The sequence below is a fragment of the Gordonia desulfuricans NBRC 100010 genome (assembly GCF_001485495.1).
GTDB classification, from domain to species: Bacteria; Actinomycetota; Actinomycetes; order Mycobacteriales; family Mycobacteriaceae; genus Gordonia; species Gordonia desulfuricans.
Genome location: NZ_BCNF01000101.1, coordinates 1 through 16,334, shown reverse-complemented (window position 1 = coordinate 16,334; position 16,334 = coordinate 1). Strand labels below are relative to the sequence as shown.

Annotated in this window: 16 protein-coding genes; 9 read left to right on the top strand and 7 right to left on the bottom strand. The window is 68.6% G+C overall.

Annotated elements, in window-relative coordinates; all coding sequences use genetic code 11:
* Positions 1-230 precede the first annotated feature (230 nt).
* From GD1_RS16425 to GD1_RS16415, 3 genes are read left to right on the top strand one after another with little or no spacing between them, the layout of a single operon-like run.
* Positions 231-1,205, top strand: a complete 975-nt coding sequence (locus GD1_RS16425) for a hypothetical protein (RefSeq protein ID WP_059038311.1) — start codon at positions 231-233, stop codon at positions 1,203-1,205.
* Complete coding sequence (locus tag GD1_RS16420) at positions 1,202-2,455, top strand: lipase family protein (protein WP_059038309.1); 1,254 nt, start codon at positions 1,202-1,204, stop codon at positions 2,453-2,455. Before GD1_RS16425 ends, GD1_RS16420 begins: the two co-directional genes overlap by 4 nt.
* Entirely contained in the window at positions 2,452-3,171 is a 720-nt protein-coding gene (locus GD1_RS16415; protein WP_059038307.1) for a lysoplasmalogenase family protein, read from the top strand. The genes GD1_RS16420 and GD1_RS16415 overlap by 4 nt, the downstream gene beginning before the upstream one ends.
* Before the next feature lie 61 nt (positions 3,172-3,232).
* On the opposite strand, the gene GD1_RS16410 is transcribed toward GD1_RS16415, so the two are convergent.
* Together GD1_RS16410 and GD1_RS16405 are read right to left on the bottom strand one after the other, a co-directional pair.
* Complete coding sequence (locus tag GD1_RS16410; RefSeq protein WP_020790543.1) at positions 3,233-4,780, bottom strand: sugar porter family MFS transporter; 1,548 nt, start codon at positions 4,778-4,780, stop codon at positions 3,233-3,235.
* A 98-nt stretch (positions 4,781-4,878) separates the two neighbouring features.
* A complete protein-coding gene (locus GD1_RS16405; protein ID WP_053778612.1) occupies positions 4,879-5,349 on the bottom strand; it encodes a hypothetical protein in 471 nt (156 codons plus the stop codon).
* 117 nt (positions 5,350-5,466) lie between these two features.
* On the opposite strand from GD1_RS16405, the gene GD1_RS16400 reads away from it, so the two are divergent.
* The 3 genes from GD1_RS16400 (at position 5,467) to GD1_RS16390 (ending at position 8,255) form a co-directional block, all read left to right on the top strand.
* Entirely contained in the window at positions 5,467-6,054 is a 588-nt protein-coding gene (locus GD1_RS16400) for an HhH-GPD-type base excision DNA repair protein (protein ID WP_059038304.1), read from the top strand.
* A 9-nt stretch (positions 6,055-6,063) separates the two neighbouring features.
* Positions 6,064-6,900: a hypothetical protein gene (locus tag GD1_RS16395; protein ID WP_053778598.1), complete on the top strand. Its 837-nt coding sequence runs from the start codon at positions 6,064-6,066 to the stop codon at positions 6,898-6,900.
* A gap of 95 nt (positions 6,901-6,995) precedes the next feature.
* Positions 6,996-8,255, top strand: coding sequence for a wax ester/triacylglycerol synthase domain-containing protein (locus tag GD1_RS16390; RefSeq protein WP_202926636.1), 1,260 nt, complete (start codon positions 6,996-6,998; stop codon positions 8,253-8,255).
* 64 nt (positions 8,256-8,319) lie between these two features.
* On the opposite strand, the gene GD1_RS16385 is transcribed toward GD1_RS16390, so the two are convergent.
* Positions 8,320-9,519: an acyl-CoA dehydrogenase family protein gene (locus GD1_RS16385; protein WP_083534289.1), complete on the bottom strand. Its 1,200-nt coding sequence runs from the start codon at positions 9,517-9,519 to the stop codon at positions 8,320-8,322.
* Between the two features lie 230 nt (positions 9,520-9,749).
* On the opposite strand from GD1_RS16385, the gene GD1_RS16380 reads away from it, so the two are divergent.
* Positions 9,750-11,027: an AI-2E family transporter gene (locus GD1_RS16380; protein WP_059038298.1), complete on the top strand. Its 1,278-nt coding sequence runs from the start codon at positions 9,750-9,752 to the stop codon at positions 11,025-11,027.
* Between the two features lie 42 nt (positions 11,028-11,069).
* On the opposite strand, the gene GD1_RS16375 is transcribed toward GD1_RS16380, so the two are convergent.
* Positions 11,070-11,867 carry an enoyl-CoA hydratase gene (locus tag GD1_RS16375; protein ID WP_020790850.1) on the bottom strand — a complete coding sequence of 266 codons (798 nt, stop codon included), beginning with the start codon at positions 11,865-11,867 and terminating at the stop codon, positions 11,070-11,072.
* A gap of 491 nt (positions 11,868-12,358) precedes the next feature.
* Here GD1_RS16375 and GD1_RS16370 point away from each other — a divergent pair, with 491 nt between their 5' ends.
* Positions 12,359-12,688 (top strand): transglycosylase family protein, encoded by a 330-nt coding sequence (locus GD1_RS16370; protein ID WP_020790847.1) that lies wholly within the window; start codon positions 12,359-12,361, stop codon positions 12,686-12,688.
* Here GD1_RS16370 and GD1_RS16365 read toward each other — a convergent pair.
* The 3 genes from GD1_RS16365 to GD1_RS16355 form a co-directional block, all read right to left on the bottom strand.
* Positions 12,676-13,920, bottom strand: coding sequence for a cation:proton antiporter (locus tag GD1_RS16365; RefSeq protein ID WP_059038296.1), 1,245 nt, complete (start codon positions 13,918-13,920; stop codon positions 12,676-12,678). The genes GD1_RS16370 and GD1_RS16365 overlap by 13 nt on opposite strands.
* A gap of 30 nt (positions 13,921-13,950) precedes the next feature.
* A complete protein-coding gene (locus tag GD1_RS16360; RefSeq protein WP_020790844.1) occupies positions 13,951-14,355 on the bottom strand; it encodes an Rv0313 family protein in 405 nt (134 codons plus the stop codon).
* A gap of 72 nt (positions 14,356-14,427) precedes the next feature.
* Positions 14,428-14,901 carry a MarR family winged helix-turn-helix transcriptional regulator gene (locus GD1_RS16355; RefSeq protein WP_020790848.1) on the bottom strand — a complete coding sequence of 158 codons (474 nt, stop codon included), beginning with the start codon at positions 14,899-14,901 and terminating at the stop codon, positions 14,428-14,430.
* Between the two features lie 22 nt (positions 14,902-14,923).
* On the opposite strand from GD1_RS16355, the gene GD1_RS16350 reads away from it, so the two are divergent.
* On the top strand, positions 14,924-16,189 hold the full coding sequence (locus GD1_RS16350; protein ID WP_059038294.1) for a multidrug effflux MFS transporter: 1,266 nt from the start codon (positions 14,924-14,926) through the stop codon (positions 16,187-16,189).
* The last annotated feature ends 145 nt before the right edge of the window (positions 16,190-16,334 follow it).

Below are 16,334 nucleotides of genomic sequence, written 5' to 3'. Positions count from 1 at the left end.
CGCAGTCCCTGGCGCCACAGCCCCTGCGGGCCCATAGGCCCTGCACGCCATCGGCCCCGCAGACCACAAGCGCTGGGCACCAAGGGGTCTCCCGCTGATCGCGGGGATGTCACAGCTCGGACACTCGGCTTGCCAGGCTCGCATCAAACATGGTCTCGTTTAACACAAGCAACATCTGTCACATCCGTCCCACCCTGCCCGGTGGGACGATTTGCCGTTGAGGAGACATCATGGCCGCCGCACCGAACACCCCGTCGACGGGGATGCCGCAGACCCGCCGACCACGGCCCGGGCGCCTCGGTGTGGGCATCGTCGGACTCGCCGTGGCCACCGGCGTCGCATTCGGTGGCGGGTTCGCACACGCGGCACCCACGGCCCCCGCCGCTCCCGCAGCACCGGCCTCCCCGGCTGCTCCCGCCACACCTTCGACGCCGGCCACCCCGAGCTCCCCCGAGTCGCTGCTCGAGCAGATCCAGCTCGGTGCGGTCCCCCTCGACAGCCAGCTCGCCGAGGCCGTCCGTTCCCTCAAGGCCGCCGGCGCCGACCAGATGCTGATCCAGGCCGCCCAACTGGTGCAGGGCAGCATCGGCCAGATCTCCCCCGACCAGATCACCGGCCTGCTCGGCCAGCTGGGCCTCGGCTCGGGAACCACGGTGTCCGCCGCGACCGCCGCCCACCCCGTCGCCGAGACCGATCCGCTGGCCCTGCTCAAACTGGCCGGGATCCAGACCTTCACCCCGTCGGTCGCACCGTTCTGCACCACCCCCACCGACGACAACCCGCTCGGCATCGTCACCGCCGGCGCCGGCGCGGTGGCCGGACCGTGGCCCCTGCAACAGGACCCCACCGCCCCGCTCAACGATCTGCTCGGCATGATCGGCCTCAAGCCGGTCGCACCGCTCAACATCGTCGACGACGGTGAGACCGGCTATGCGTTCGTGCCCGCCTCCGCCACCACCGGCGGCAAGATGCAGGTCGCGTGGTTCAACGTGAACACCTTCCAGGGCGGCGTGGTCGATCTCGAGCCGCTCCCCGGCACCGAGAACGCCGCGCTCACCAGGATCTTCCCCGCGCTCGGCGCGATCCGGCTGGCGCCGGTGAAGACCGGTAACGGCACCATCCTGTCCGCGGTCTACGGCACCGCGCAGAACGGCGACCGCACCTGCTACTTCCTGCCCGCGATCGGCGTGGTCGACGCACAATGATCACCGTCAACAGACGCCCTCGGCAGGTCGCCGCCCGCCTCCGCCTCGCCGGCGCGATCCTGGCCGTCACCGTGGTGGCCGCCGCGGCGGTCACCGGGACCGTGATCGCATCCGCCGATCCCACCACACCGTCGGAGACCACCCCCGACACCACCACACCTCCGTCGACCTCGACCACCACCACCCCGAGCACCACCGCCCGGTCGGCGGCGCAGTCGGCGGGTTCGGTGTTCGCCAACCGCCCCATCCCCGGCAACGGCCTGCTCGCCGGCGCCCGCTCGGGCAATCAGTTCACCTACTGGTCCACCGGCGCGGACGGACAACCGCATCTGACCACCGGATCGTTGTATCTGCCGCCCGGCGCAGCACCGCGCGGCGGCTATCCCGTCGTCGCCTGGGCGCACGGCTCCCGCGGCCTGGCCGACGACTGCGCACCGTCGGTCCGCCCGACCGATGTCGACGTCGACCAGTTGCGCACCTGGCTCTCGCGGGGCTATGCCGTGGTCAGCACCGACTACAGCGGTCTCGGCACCCCGGGAACCCCGCAGTACTACGACCTTCCGACCACCGCACAGAACATCCTCGACGCCGTCCGGGCCAGCAGTGACATCTCCGACGAACTGTCGAAGGCGTGGGTCGCGGTGGGCGAAGGACAGGGCGCCTCTGCCGCAATTCTCCTGGCGCGCAACGCGACCGCGAACCAGGGACCGAAGCTCGACTTCCGGGGCTCGGCGGCGACGTCGATCCCCGCCGAACTCGCCGCACTGCTGGGCAATCTCGGCCCCAGTACCTCCAACCTGCCCGCCGGACTGGAGACCGAGGCGCTCTACACCCTCGCCGCCATCCGCACCGCCCATCCGACGGTGGGTCTCGACGACTACCTCACCGCCGCGGGACGCACCTGGATGACCAAGGCCACCAGCCTGTGTGCCGCCGATCTGACGCGCGCCGTCGGCGGTGTGTCGCTCGGCACGCTGTTCAGCAAGGCGTTGTCGGGGAACCGTGAGCTCACCACGATCCTGAACTCGGCGTCGGAGCTGCCGACCCGCGGCTTCACCCGGCCGGTGTTGATGAGCCAGACGTTGCAGGACCCGAATGTGGTGGTGCCGGTGACCCTGAAGTACCTCAACGATGCCCGGGTCGCCGACCGCCGGGTGACCGCCCGGACCTATCTCACTCCGGATGCGGCGCAGGCACAGACCATGGCCGACAACGACATCCGAGGGTTCGTGGCACGGGTGACGAAGTGAATCGACTGCTCTTCGGTGCGGTGACGGCCGCCGCCACCGCAGCCGGCGCGCTCGGCTCCCGCCGTGCCGCCTCGCTCACCAAGCCCCTGCCGATGCTGCTGGTGGCGGGGGCTGCGGCCCGCGGTTGGCGAGACCGCTCCGTTCTCGACAACACATTGCTGGCCACGGCGATCGGGACGTCGATGATCGGCGACCGCGCGATGCTGCTCGAGGAGTTCTCCCCTGTCGAATCCGACGACGAGGTGCGTCGTCGGCCGGTGTCGGCACCGCTGACCGCCAAGGACAGCCGGCTGGCCTGGGGCGCAACGTTCTTCGCCGGTGCGCAGTTGTCGTACTGTGCGCTGATGGCTCGTCGGGGTGCGCGTATCCGTGGACGATCACTCGCCCCGCGGATGGCCGCCCTCGGCGAGTCCGCGGCGATCGTCGCCTACCACCGGCCCCGGCTGTTACCGGTACTCGGCCCCTACGGCAACACCCTGGCGACGATGTCGGCGTTGGCCGCCGACCTCGACCACCGCGGCGATCCGTCGGGCCGGCAACTGCGTATCGGCGGGCTGCTGTTCCTGGCGTCGGATCTGACGATCCTCAACCGACGGCACCTGATCGATCACCCGACACTGCGCATCGCGGGCGAGGTCTGGGTGCTGGCAAGCTATTTCACCGCGCAGGCGCTGTTGATCGACGGGTTGTCGAAGGAGACGCGTCCCGGCCGTTGAGCGTGGACGCCACACGATGGCCGAGTAGCGACGTGGTCGGGCAGAGACGAGGCGGCCGTCCCTACCCCGCGCGCTTCCCGGTGATGTGGGTCAGCTCGGACTCGGCCACCGCGTCCATCTCCTCGAGTTCCATCCCCTTGGTCTCGTGCACCTTGGCACGGACGTAGAAGAACGACGCCGCCGCACAGAAGGCGAAGAAGCCGTAGATCCAGCCGAGCCCGAGCACCTTGGACATCTGCGGGAACAGCATGGAGATGGTGAAGTTCGCCAGCCAGTTGAACGCGGTGCAGACACCCAGTGCCACACCGCGGATGCGGTTGGGGAACATCTCGCCGAGCATCACCCACATGACCGGTCCCCACGTCGCGGCGAAGGCGATCACGAACAGGTTGGCACCGATCAGGGCGATCACCCCCCACGGATCGGGCAGCGTCGTCATGGGTTCGCCCTCGGCGCTGGTGGTGGTGACCGACTGGGTGAATGCCACACACGCCAGGACCAGGCCGATGAACATACCGATCGACCCGCCCAAGAGCAGGATTCGCCGGCCGATCCGGTCGACGAACAGGATCGCCACGAAGGTCATCGCGACGTTGATCGCGGCGGTGATCACCGAGGTGGTGAAGGCATCGTCGGTGCTGAATCCGACCGACTCCCACAGTGTCGTCGAATAGTAGAAGATCGCGTTGATCCCGACGAACTGCTGCAGGATCGCCAGCCAGATGCCCACCCACACCAGCGGATGCAGGCCGAACGACGGACCGCGGATGTCGGCGAGCCTCGCCGAGGACTCGCGCTTGACGGTCAGCCGGATCTCCTTGACGCGGTCGAGCGGGTTCGGCTCGCCGGTGACCTCCTGCAGGATGCGGGCGGCCTCCTCATCACGGTTGCGGCCCACCAGATATCGCGGCGACTCCGGGATGGACAGGGCGAGCAGGCCATACACGACGGCCGGGACCACACCGACGAGGAACATCCACCGCCAGGCCTCCAGGCCCCACCACAGATCCTTCTCCGGGCCGCCCGCGGTGTTCTGCAGCAACGTGTCGGAGAGCAGTGCGGCGAAGATGCCGAGGGTGATCGCGAGCTGCTGCATCGAGGCGAGGGCGCCGCGGTAGCGTGCGGGCGCGATCTCGGAGATGTAGGCCGGTGCGATCACCGAGGCGATGCCGATGCCGAGACCGCCGAGTACACGCCACAGCAACAGATCCCACAGCGTCTGGGTGTAGGCGGTGCCGATGGCGGAGATGATGAACAGCGCCGAGCCGAGCAGCATGACGCGCTTGCGACCCCAGAGGTCGGCCAGCCGGCCCGCGAACCACGCGCCCAGCGCACAGCCGAGCAGGGCGATCGCGACGGCGAATCCGTTGAGCAGGAAGCCCAGACCGAAAGTGTCCTGGATGGAGCTGACCGCTCCGTTGATCACCGAACTGTCGAATCCGAACAGGAATCCGCCGACGGCCGCCGCCACCGACACCCCGATCACCTTGGCGGTGTGCTGGGCCGCGATCTCCGCCCGATGCTGCTCGGATCTGTTGTGCGCTTCTGACATCGAGTTGACCTCGTCTGCACGGGCCCGACGTCGGGTGGTCGGACGACTAGGGGTCACGCTACTCGGTGGCCCTGCTCATACCGGGCAGAATCGGCGCACACGCCGGGGCGAGTTGTGGTACGCGGGTTCCACCGAGGGCCGCTGCCGGACAGCGGTCAGGCGAGGGCGCGTCCCGAACAGCTCGAATACTGCGGATTGACCATCGGGACGAAGGCGAGTGCCCCGATCTTCTGATGGATGGTGAAGGCCACCGGACCCGAACCCGGATGCAGGACCACCTGCCAGGTGACGACGGGCCCCCGACTCGGCACGGTCACCGTGCCCTGGCGTCCGGTGCGCAGATTGCGCCAGGTGACCCGCACCTCGACGGTGAACTCGAGGACCGCCTGCTTGGCCCGGGACGAGCCGATCAGCGCGATGGCCGGTCCGGGCAGACCGTCGGACGGGAAGGCGATCTGGTTGTAGACGTCCACCCACACCGGAATCCGCGGCGCCGGCCACGGATTGGCACTGTCGCAGCGGATCGTGGCGACATAGTTCGGTTCCGGATTCGGCAACGCCGACGCGGGAGTCGCGGTGGTACCGAGCAGCGCCGACACCGCGGCCACGACCGTCACGAGCACCATGAGCACCCGGCGGCGCCGGCGCCCTGCCGATGACGGATGTACGACGGCGGACGGAGACGACCCCAGGGACCCGGACTGCGGCATGGGCCACAGTGTAGGGGTCCTAGGATGGAGCTCATGGCGAAACTGCAGATTGCCCAGGATCCCGTCGCCGACGAGTTGCTGTCCACCGACCCGTTCGCACTCCTCGCCGGAATGCTGCTCGACCAGCAGTTCCCGATGGAACGTGCGTTCGCCGGACCCGCGAAGATCAAGGAACGCTTCGGCACCCTCGATCCGGCCGCGATCGCCGACGCCGAACCCGACGCCTTCGCCGACCTGTGCGCCACACCGCCGGCCATCCACCGGTACGGGCGGTCGATGGCCGGACGTATCCAGCAGCTGGCCCGCGTCGTCGTCGACACCTATGACGGTGACGCCGCGAAGATCTGGACCGAGGCCACCAGCGGCAAGGACCTGTTCACCCGGATCCGCGATCTGCCGGGATTCGGCGAACAGAAGGCCAAGATCTTCACCGCACTGGTCGCCAAGCAACTCGGGGTCAAGCCTGCGGGCTGGACCACCGTCGTCGGCGACTACGGCAAGAAGGGATACCGGTCGGTGGCCGACGTGACCGACCCGGAGTCGCTGCAGAAGGTGCGCGAGTTCAAGAAGTCGGCCAAGGCGGCGGCCAAAGCCGCCAAGGACGCCGGCGGCAAGGGTTAGGGTTCGGCCATGGGCTCAGACTCCGGTTCCGCCACCCCGAACCGCGGCGGGATCGACATCCGCAAGCTCGCCGAGTTCCCGTTCCAGCTCGGATTCGCCGTCACCGGGGTGACCCTGACCGCGGCCGAGTCAGCGCTCAACATCGCCCGGCTGACCACGAGCAACGTGCAGTACGAGGTCAACCATGCGCTCGGGATCTCCGACGACGAGCTCGCCAACGTCCGGGCGCCGCTGGCCCTGCTCGCCCAGCTCGCCGAGCTCCTCGGCCCGGACCGGCCGTTCGGACGGATCATCGCCTCGGGCGGTCCGCTGGAGCGGCTGTTGGTTGCCGGCGGTGTGATCGATCGTCTCACCGCCAGCGACGGTCTACTCGAAAAGCTCACCGCCCCAGGCGGAATCCTCGATCGCATGACCGAGGACAACGGCATCCTGGAGCGGCTGACGTCGGAGGGCGGCATCGTCGACAAGCTCACCGCACCCGACGGCGTGCTCGACAAGCTGACCGCACCGGGTGGCGTGCTGGACCGCGCGGCCGAGGACGACGGCCTGCTCGACCAGCTACTCGGTGCCGAGGGTGCCGTCGAGCGGGCCATCGCACCGGGCGGTCCGCTCGACCGGATCACCGAGCTCACCGAGGTGATCGGTCAGCTCGCACCGAGCCTGGTCGCGATGCAGGACACCGTGCACGAGTTGTCGGCGACGGTGGAACTGCTCAACCAGACGGTGTCGCCGCTCGGCGGTCTCGCCGACCGCCTGCCCAAGCGGTTGACCCGCGCCCCCAAGGGCCCCAACGAGGTGGTACCCCCGCATGTGGCCGGGCGCACCACCAACCGAGAGCTGCCCTGAGCCGACGCCGGAACCGTTCACCGGGCCCACGATCACGCCGGCCGGGCGCACGAACCCGTCCGCCGGGCACCGGCTACCGTGTCGGTGTGCAACGGATGGAACCGGTGGATGCGCGGGTGCACTGGATGGCGTCGCGGATCGCCTCCGACCAGTTCCTGCTGTACGTCTTCGACCTCCCCGACGTACCGCTCGACGACGTCGCCGAGATGCTCGTGTTGCGCGCATCCCGCGTCCCCGACCTCACCCTGCGGATCGGTGAGGTGCCGGGCAACCTCGACCGCCCGTACTGGGTCGACGCGCGACCCGATGCCGGGCAGGTGCGGGTGCATCGCAGCCCGTGGACGTGGCAGGGATGCCTCGATCGGCTCGGCGAACTGATGGCAGATCACCTCGACGCCACCCGATCCGCGTGGCGGATCCACCTGTTCGGTCCGGTCGACGACGAGCACTGCGTGCTGGTCCTGCAGATCGCACACGCCGTCGGCGACGGCCGGCGGACCTCGTCGATCGCACGAGAGCTGTTGACGCCCGATCCCGCTCCCCGACCCGACGCCCCACGCGAACGCGGCGTCCCCGGGATCGCAACCGCCGCACTCGGCCTGACACGATTCCCGTTCGCCTTGGCCGACAACGTGTTCCGTGGTATCGCCGCCGCCCGGATGGCGTCGTCCCGCACCGCACCGTCGTCGGGTGTGGCACCGGGGGTCCTCAATCGTCCGCCGGGACCGGATCGGCTCCTGCGGACCGTCACCGTCGGGCGTGCCGACCTCCCCGCGGGTGGCCACAGCGTCACCGTCGCAGTGCTGCAGGCGATCTCGACCGCCCTGCGAGCCTATCTCGGCGACCCGGGTCCATCCCCCGTCGTCGAGCTCACCATCGGAGAAACCCCGAACGGTGCGTGCCGCAACAACTTCCACAACACTGGTATCGACCTGTCGGCCGACATCGTGGAGCAGATCCGACGGGCCCGGGTCGTCGATCCCGGACACCGGGCGGCCCGCCGGGCCGAGGACGCCACCCCGGCACCCCTGACCCGGTGGGGTATAGCATTGTTCGACCCGATGCGGCCGCCGACGACGATGACCGGGATCACCGTGGTGTCGTCGGTCGACCGGGGACCCGCCGATCTCGAACTCGCCGGCGCTCCCGTGCGGTTCACCGCCGGGTTCCCGGCGCTGTCCCCCGCCCAGGGGCTCACCCACGGAATCCATGGACTGGGCGACACGGTGACCATCTCGGTGACGACATCACCGCAGATCTGTCCCGACGTCGACCGTTACCTCGCCCTGCTCACCGATGCGCTCTCGGCCACGAACGACGCCGCGCCGACCGAAACCGGCGCCCGGCCGAGGTGATCGAGCGCCGGGCCGACGGTGTTCGGCACCCGCTGAACGGAATTCGGGTCCCGACCGGCGGATGCTACCGCTTCCCCGCGCTCCACGCATACGGCAGGTCGGTGCCGTTGAGGACGTGGTCGCCGATCGCCTGCAGCTTGTAGATCAGCGGATTGTGCGCGGAGATGGTGCGCGCATTACGCCAGTGGCGGTCGAGCCGCAACCGCTCGGAGGTGATCGATGCGCCGCCGACCTCGAACAACTGGGTGGTGGCGTCGAGGACGGTGGTGATCACCGCATGCTGGGCGCGGGCGACGTCGAACTCCACCTCGTCGATCAGCGCCTCGTCGGTGGCCCCCCGGTCGAGGATCCGATCGAGCTTCTCGGCGATGTCGAGGACCAGCGTCCGCGAGGTGTACGCGGCCGCCGACAGCCGGCCGATCACCTGCTGCACCAACGGATCCTCGCGCGGCAGGTCGGCTGCGGCGTGGGTGAAGGTGCGGGTGCGGGCCCGCACCCAGCCGGCGACGTCGTCGAGTGCGCGCTGGGCGATCCCGGCGAGAACGGCCAGCTGGACGAGCTGCAGATACGACGTCGCGTACGTGCGACCGGGGGCGCCGTAGCCCGCGCCGAGCACACGGTCGGCGGGCACGTCCACGCCGGCGAACTCGGTGGTGCCGCTGGCCGTGAGACGCTGCCCGAATCCGTCCCAGTCGTCGTGCTGGGTGACACCGTCGGCGTCGGCGTCGACGAGCACCGACACCCGCTCGCCATCGCGGTCGGCGGCCACCAGGATGTGATCGGAGTAGAGGCTGCCGGTGCTGTAGTACTTGGTGCCGTCCAGTTTGAGTCCGCCGTCGACCTCGGTGACGGTGGTGCGGTAGCGGTCGACCGCACCCACCCCGGGCTCGGTGATGGCGTTGCCGACCAGCGTGCCGTCGGCCACCGCCCGCAGCCACTGCTCGCGGGCCGGGGCGTCGGTGGACAGCAATTGGTCCTCGACGAACGACCAGTGCACCCGAAGTGCCTGCGGCAGATTCGATTCGGCGGCCGCCAGGTCGATCAGCAGACGGAACAGGGTGCGTACCGACGCGCCGTAGCCACCGAGTTCGACGGGCACACGCAGCGCACCGAACCGCACGTCCTTGAGCCAGCCGATCTCCTCGCGGGCCAGTTCGCGCGTGGACTCCCGGCGCACCGCGCCCTCGGCGATGCGGTCGAAGACCGGACGGAAGATCTCGTCGAGGTCGGTGTCGGTGTATTCACGGGTGGTCGTGGCGGTCACGGTGGTCCTTCCATCGGTTTCGGCCACGACAGTCTGTCGATCCGCGGCGGCCCAGCCCACCCTTGAAACCACGCCGGGATTAAAGGCGCTCACCCGCCGAGGATGATTTCATCGCGGTGTACCCGCGATGCCACCTCCCAGGCCACGCACAGGAATTACGATCCAGCCGGGACCGCGTCCTCGCGTACTGATCCGGGTTGTCCGGAGGTCCCTCGGACGAGAGGGAGACCATGGCGCGCAGCCGCAAGACCCCCGCCCCCACGGTGGTGCGGGAAGACCCGCCGGACTGGTCCATGCCGCGCGGCACCATCGTGCTGGTGACCCTCGCCGGTCTGGTGGTGGCCGTCGCCGGGATCAAGTCGGTGTCGTCGATCGTCGCCCCGGTGTTCCTCGCCCTCATGCTCACCGTCGCGGTGTCACCGGTGGCCGGATGGCTCCACAAGAAGGGCGCACCGACATGGGTGGCGTTCCTGACCACACTCCTGCTGGTCTACGGCATCCTGATCGGATTGTTCGCATCCCTGGTGTACTCGGTGGCCCGGCTCGCGACGATCCTGCCGACCTACAGCGACAAGTTCAACGATCTGGTGCACGACTTCCAGAACTTCCTCACCTCGCATGGCGTCAGCCACGACAAGGTGCAGGACATGCTCTCGCACGTCGACTCGAGCAAGGTGATCGGCGTGGTCAGCGATGTGCTGCAATCCACCCTCGGTGTCACCTCGGCGCTCATCCTGATCCTCGCCATCCTGTTGTTCATGGCCGCCGACAGCGTCGCCTTCGGCGACCGGATGGACATCCTGCGCGCCGAACGACCCGATGTCGCAGCGGCTTTCACATCCTTCGCGCAGGCCACCCGCAGCTACCTGTGGGTGTCGACGCTGTTCGGCCTGATCGTGGCGGTCTTCGATTCGGTGGCGCTGTGGATCATCGGCATCCCCCTGCCGATCCTGTGGGGTCTGTTGTCGTTCATCACCAACTACATCCCCAACATCGGCTTCGTGATCGGCGTCATCCCACCGGCGCTGCTCGGCCTGCTCGACGGCGGCGTGGGTCAGATGCTCCTCGTGATCGTGATCTACAGCGTGATCAACGTGATCATCCAGTCGGTCATCCAGCCGAAGTTCGTCGGCGATGCCGTCGGACTCTCCACCACGCTGACGTTCATCTCACTGATCTTCTGGGCCTGGGTGCTCGGCGGTCTGGGTGCGATCCTGGCGGTGCCGCTGACCATCATGTGCAAGGCACTGCTGATCGACATCGACCCGTCGACCCGCTGGGCCGATGTGCTGCTCACGTCGTCCACGCCCAAACGCGACGCCCCGACGACCGACGACTCCGAGGCGCCCGGGCCGGAGGACGGCGGCTCGGGCACCGGAGGTTCGTCGGTGGCCACCGAGTCCACACCGCCACCGGGGCCCGACGACGGCCCCGACACAACCCCCGACGCCGGGCCCCCTCCTAGCCCCGACGGCCCGACCGGCGCGGACACTCCGCCAAAGAAGTGAGCCCGACAGAGAAGTGAGCCCGCCGGCCAGGGTGACCCGGGCTCAGCTGTCGGTCCACACCGGGTGACGCTTGGCGAGAAAGGCGCTCATCCCCTCCTGCGCATCGCAGGTCATGGCGTTGGTCGCCATCGTCTCCGACATCATCTGATAGGCGCGCGGCTCGGTCTCGTCGATCTGCCGGTAGAAGGCGCGCTTGCCGATGGCGAGGGTCGCCGCGCTCGACCCGGCGATCGACAGGGCCAGATCCCGCACCGTGCCCTCGAGATCGTCGGGGTCGACGACGTCGTTGACCAGTCCCCAGTCGGCGGCGGTCGCCGCGTCGATCGGGTCGCCGGTGAGCAGCATCTTCATGGCACGTTTGCGCCCGATGGCCCGGGTGACCGCGACCATCGGGGTGGAACAGAACAACCCGATCCGCACGCCGGGTGTGCTGAACGTGGCCGCCGACGATGCGACAGCGAGGTCGCAGGTCGCCACCAGCTGGCACCCGGCGGCGAAGGCCATCCCGGACACCTCGGCGATCACCGGTTTGTCGAGGTCGTGGACGGCGGTCATCATCTCCACGCAGGTGTCGAAGACGGCCTGCTCGTCCTCGAGGGTCCGGTCGACGAGTTCACCCAGATCGTGTCCGGCGGAGAAGGCCGGACCGAGGGCGCGGATGATCACCACTCGTACCGCGGTGTCGTCGGCGAATCCGCGTAGCGCGGCGGTGATCGCCCGCATCGTCTCGCTCGACAACGGATTGCGCCGTCGGGCGTTCGCGAGGGTGATCACCCCCAGCGGCGCGGTAACACCGACCTCGATCGGCCCGGCCTGCTCGACGTTTGCGGTTTGTTCCACGACAATCTCCTCACCACTCGCACACAACGTCACCCAGTCTGCCGGTGCGGAGCCGCTAACCGATCGGTTCGGCACCGAACCGGCCGGTCGGACAGGTGGGGGCACCCGGCGATCCGGTCGGCCCGTCCACGCGGGGTTTCGGGGCCGGCATCCGACGCCGGGTGACATCGCAGGCCTGGGCCGCACGCGCATTCCCCAGGTCGTCGCCACATCCGACACATTCATCACACAACAGGGGCTTTTGGCCAGTGATTCGGCTCACAGTTTATCCGTGGCTTTCCTCACAAATCGGACACTTTCACATTCTCTGCATTCTGGTCCGACACGCCGTAATACGCAGGTAATACACAGTAAATTAACGTTGTTATTCATCCGTGATACTTCCGGCGCAGGTCGCAATGTCGGAAGTGACCTGACCGTTACCAACCCCGTATGGTCGCCACCGGTCCGCGAATCACCCGAATTCGAGGGTGAATCAGAGGAGGAAAACGATGACGACCACCATGAAGAAGCTCGCCGTTCGCGCCGGCCTGATCGGTGCACTGGCAGTGGCACCCTTCGGTCTGGCCACCGCAACCGCCTCGGCCGACACCGGCCACAACTGGGACGCAGTCGCCCAGTGCGAGAGCGGCGGCGACTGGGGCATCAACACCGGCAACGGCTACTACGGCGGCCTGCAGTTCACCCCGAGCACCTGGGCCGCCAACGGCGGCACCGGCAGCCCGGACGGCGCCTCGCGCGAGGAGCAGATCCGCGTCGCCGAGAACACCCTGGCCACCCAGGGCCCCGGCGCCTGGCCGGTCTGCGGTCAGTACCTCTGACCGTCTGACGCAGCCGCGTCCGAATCCGTGTCACCGACGGCGGTGCTGTCTTTCCGGGTGAGCAACCGTGCCACCAGCGGGAAGATCAGCACCGTCGTCGCGCCGGCTGCAACCATGATCGATGCCAGCTGCGCACTCATCAGGTCACCGTCGACGGCGACACTGGTGACCGCCACGATGATCGGCAGGCCGGTCGCCGCATAGAACGCCACCTGCACACGTTGCCGCTCGTCCGGCGGTGTGGCAGCGTGCCCGACGAATCGTTCCGACACCCACACCGGAACCCCGCGGGCCACCCCGATCCCCACCACGAGGATCGCCCACAGTCCGGGATGTTGGGCGACGGCGCCCGGGTCGATGTTCATCCCCGACGTCACGAAGAACACCGGGATCAGCAACCCGAAGCCGATCACCTCGAGCCGACCGGCCACCCCGCTGTCCTCCGGGATCAGCCGACGCAGGATCAGACCGGCCGCGAAGGCGCCGAGAACCACATCGAGGTCGAACACCGCGGCCACCGCCATCAGCGATGCCAGCAGCAGGATCACCACCCGCACCGACAGCTGGAACGTCCCGGCGTCCATCTCGGTGATCGCCGACCGCAGCCCCGGTACCCGCGCCGCATGCTGCGGTACCCGTGCGATGAACACCACCGCGATGGCGAACAGCACCAGCACGATCACCGCACCGAGCAGGTTGCGACTCGTCAGCAACAACGACATCGCGAGGATCGGTCCCAGCTCGCCGATCGCGCCGTGCGCCATCACCGAACGTCCCAGCGGCAGTCGCAGCAGACCGTCGGCCTTGAGGATCGGCAACAGCGTCCCGAGCGCGGTCGAGGTCATGGCGATCGCGATGGCCACGTGTGCGGTGAAATCCCCGGTGTCAACCAGCAGCGACAGCACCACCGTCGCGATCACCAGACTCACCAGCCACGTGCCGCCGGCGACGGCTCCGGTTCGGCCGCGCAGCAACGACGAGTCGAGCTCGAATCCCGCGAGCAGGAACAGCATGCCCAGGCCCAGCTGGCTGACCGGCGCCACCGATCCGGGATCGGCGACGTCGAGGACGTAGGGGCCCACCAGCATGCCGAGGACCAGCAGCACCACGACCTCGGGCACGTAGCGGCGGGTCAGGCGGGCCACCAGTGGGGCCAGGACGGCGGCGACGGCGATCCAGAACAGCGTCGTGGCACTGGATGCCTCCGAGGTTGCCTCGGCGAGAACGATCACCTCGATGATCTTGCCGTACCGCCGAGCCGATCAGCTGTCGGCGGGGTCCTCACCCGATTCCAGGGCGGAACCGTCGAGGGCGCTCACCGCGATGCCGTAGGGCAGGAACCGCACCCGACGACTCGGGTCGGTGTTGTACTGGTTGGCGCGCAGCGCGTCGAGTTCGGAGGCATAGACCTGCTCGACCCGCGCCCCGCCGGTGTCGTCGACGACGAACACCGCCCAGACGCCGGAGCCGGTCTGCCCGGTGGTCGCCGGTTCCCGCCGGGTCTCGGTACGGCGGCCGGAAGCGTCGACGAAGCTCGCCCACACACCGGGAGCGGCGTTGCCGGCGAACATCTTCCCGAACACCTCGCGCAGGCCCTCACCGGCCTCGCGAGCGAATCTGTCGAGGTCGTCCGGATCGAATCCGAAGGGCCCGTTCTCACCAGCCATCAGTGGCCTCCCATCGTCGGGTGCGGACCGCGGGTGGGGCGGCCCTGCCCTCCAGTGTGCACTCGGTCACCGTCAGTGGCCGGTGCGCAAGCGCTCGGCGAGCAGGTCCAGCACACGGAAGGTGACCCGCAGGTCGTCCATGTCGATCGGTTGCGTCCCCGCCGGGGGCGTCTGGTCCAATGCCCCGCCGAGCATCTGGACCCAGAACGCACGCACCTTGGCGATCGAGTCGTCCGCGATCGGCGTGCCGTACAGCCGCACCGATCGGGCGTCGTCGGGGTCGGGGCGACGTTCGATCATCCCCTTGGCCTCCAGCGACCGCAGCGCCGCACTGAGATTGCTGCGTTTGAGCACCGTGGCATCGGCTGCCTCGGCGGGCGTGGTCCCCGGATTGCGGTCGATCCACCGCATCACCGACGCCTCGGTCCCGGACAGTTCCACCGCCCCGACGACCCCCCGTGGACCATGCGGTTCCACCTCACGCCCGACCCGCAGGACTCGGTCGGCGATCTCGATGAGCAGATCGTTGCGGTCGACATCCGTCATGTAGATATGTTTTCATAACCAAATGTGCACGTCCACCTCCTCGACCGATTCCACCCGCGAGACCGCGGGTCCGCCGTCGACCGCTCGAGGTGGCGTCACCGGCCCCATCCTGCTGGTCCTGGCCCTGTTGTCGGCGGTGGCGCCGTTCGCCACCGATCTGTATCTGGCGGCATTCCCCGAGATGACCGAGGAACTGCACGCGTCGGAGACCGCGGTGCAACTCTCGCTGACCGCATTCCTGATCGGTGTCACCGTCGGCCAGTTGACGTTCGGTCCGTTGTCGGACCGGTTCGGGCGTCGCACACCACTGCTGGTGGGTTCGGTGCTGTGTGTGGCCGCGGGCGTGGTGACGGTGATGGCCCCGACGGTGGGGGTGCTGGTGGCGGCGCGCTTCGTCCAGGGACTCGGTGGTGCGGCCGGCATGGTGATCGGTCGGGCGATCATCGCCGATCTGGCCGTCGGCAAGCAGGCGGCACGCGCCTTCAGCCTGATGATGATCGTCGGTGGGGTGGCCCCGGTGGTGGCCCCGCTGATCGGCGGGTTCCTGGTCGGCCCGTTCGGATGGCGCGGCATCCTCAGTGTGGTGCTGGCGTTGTCGGTGGCCATGCTGGTCTCGATCGTCACCGTCATCCGCGAGTCCCTGCCGCCGGAGAAGCGCTCCCGTCGCAAGGGCGACACGTCGAGTGCCGAACAGGCGCCGTCGATCCTGCGGAACCGCCAGTTCGTCTCGTACAGTGTGGCCTTCGCTTTCGCCTTCGCCGTGCTGATGGGCTACATCTCGGCGTCACCGTTCCTGTACCAGGACATGATCGGGCTCAGCAGTTCGCAGTATGGCCTGACCTTCGGCGCCAACTCGTTGTGCCTGGTCTGTGTCAGCGCCTTGTCGGCGCGCCTCGTCGCCACCCACGCCGTCCGCGATCTGATGCGGATCGGCCTGCTCGTGATGTCCAGCGCCACCATCGTCTTCGCGATCCTGGTCGCGACCTCCGCGCCGTCGTGGTCCTTGGCCATCCCGCTGGTCGCCGTGGTCGGCAGCCTCGGCCTGGTACTCGGAAACGGCACCGCCCTCGCACTGTCGTCGGCGGGTGCACGGGCCGGCCGCGCGTCGGCCGTCATCGGTGCATTGCAGTTCGGCATCGCCGCAGTGGTCTCCCCGCTGGTGAGTATCAAGGGTTCGGCCACGGCCGCTCCCCTGGCGATCGTCATGATCGTCGCCGCCGCGGTCTCGCTGTGCGCGTTCACCATCGCCGGCCGTAGCCAGACCGAGATCACCGAACAGCCGGTGTAACTGCGCCGTTCGGGCAGATCGCGGGCACCTCAGTAGGACAGGATCGATCAGCGACGCCCAGTTGATGGTTGTCGAGCCTTTGTCGGCCGAACTCGACAGCGTGACCAACTCGGACGTGGTCACCACCCAACGCACGCTACGGAGA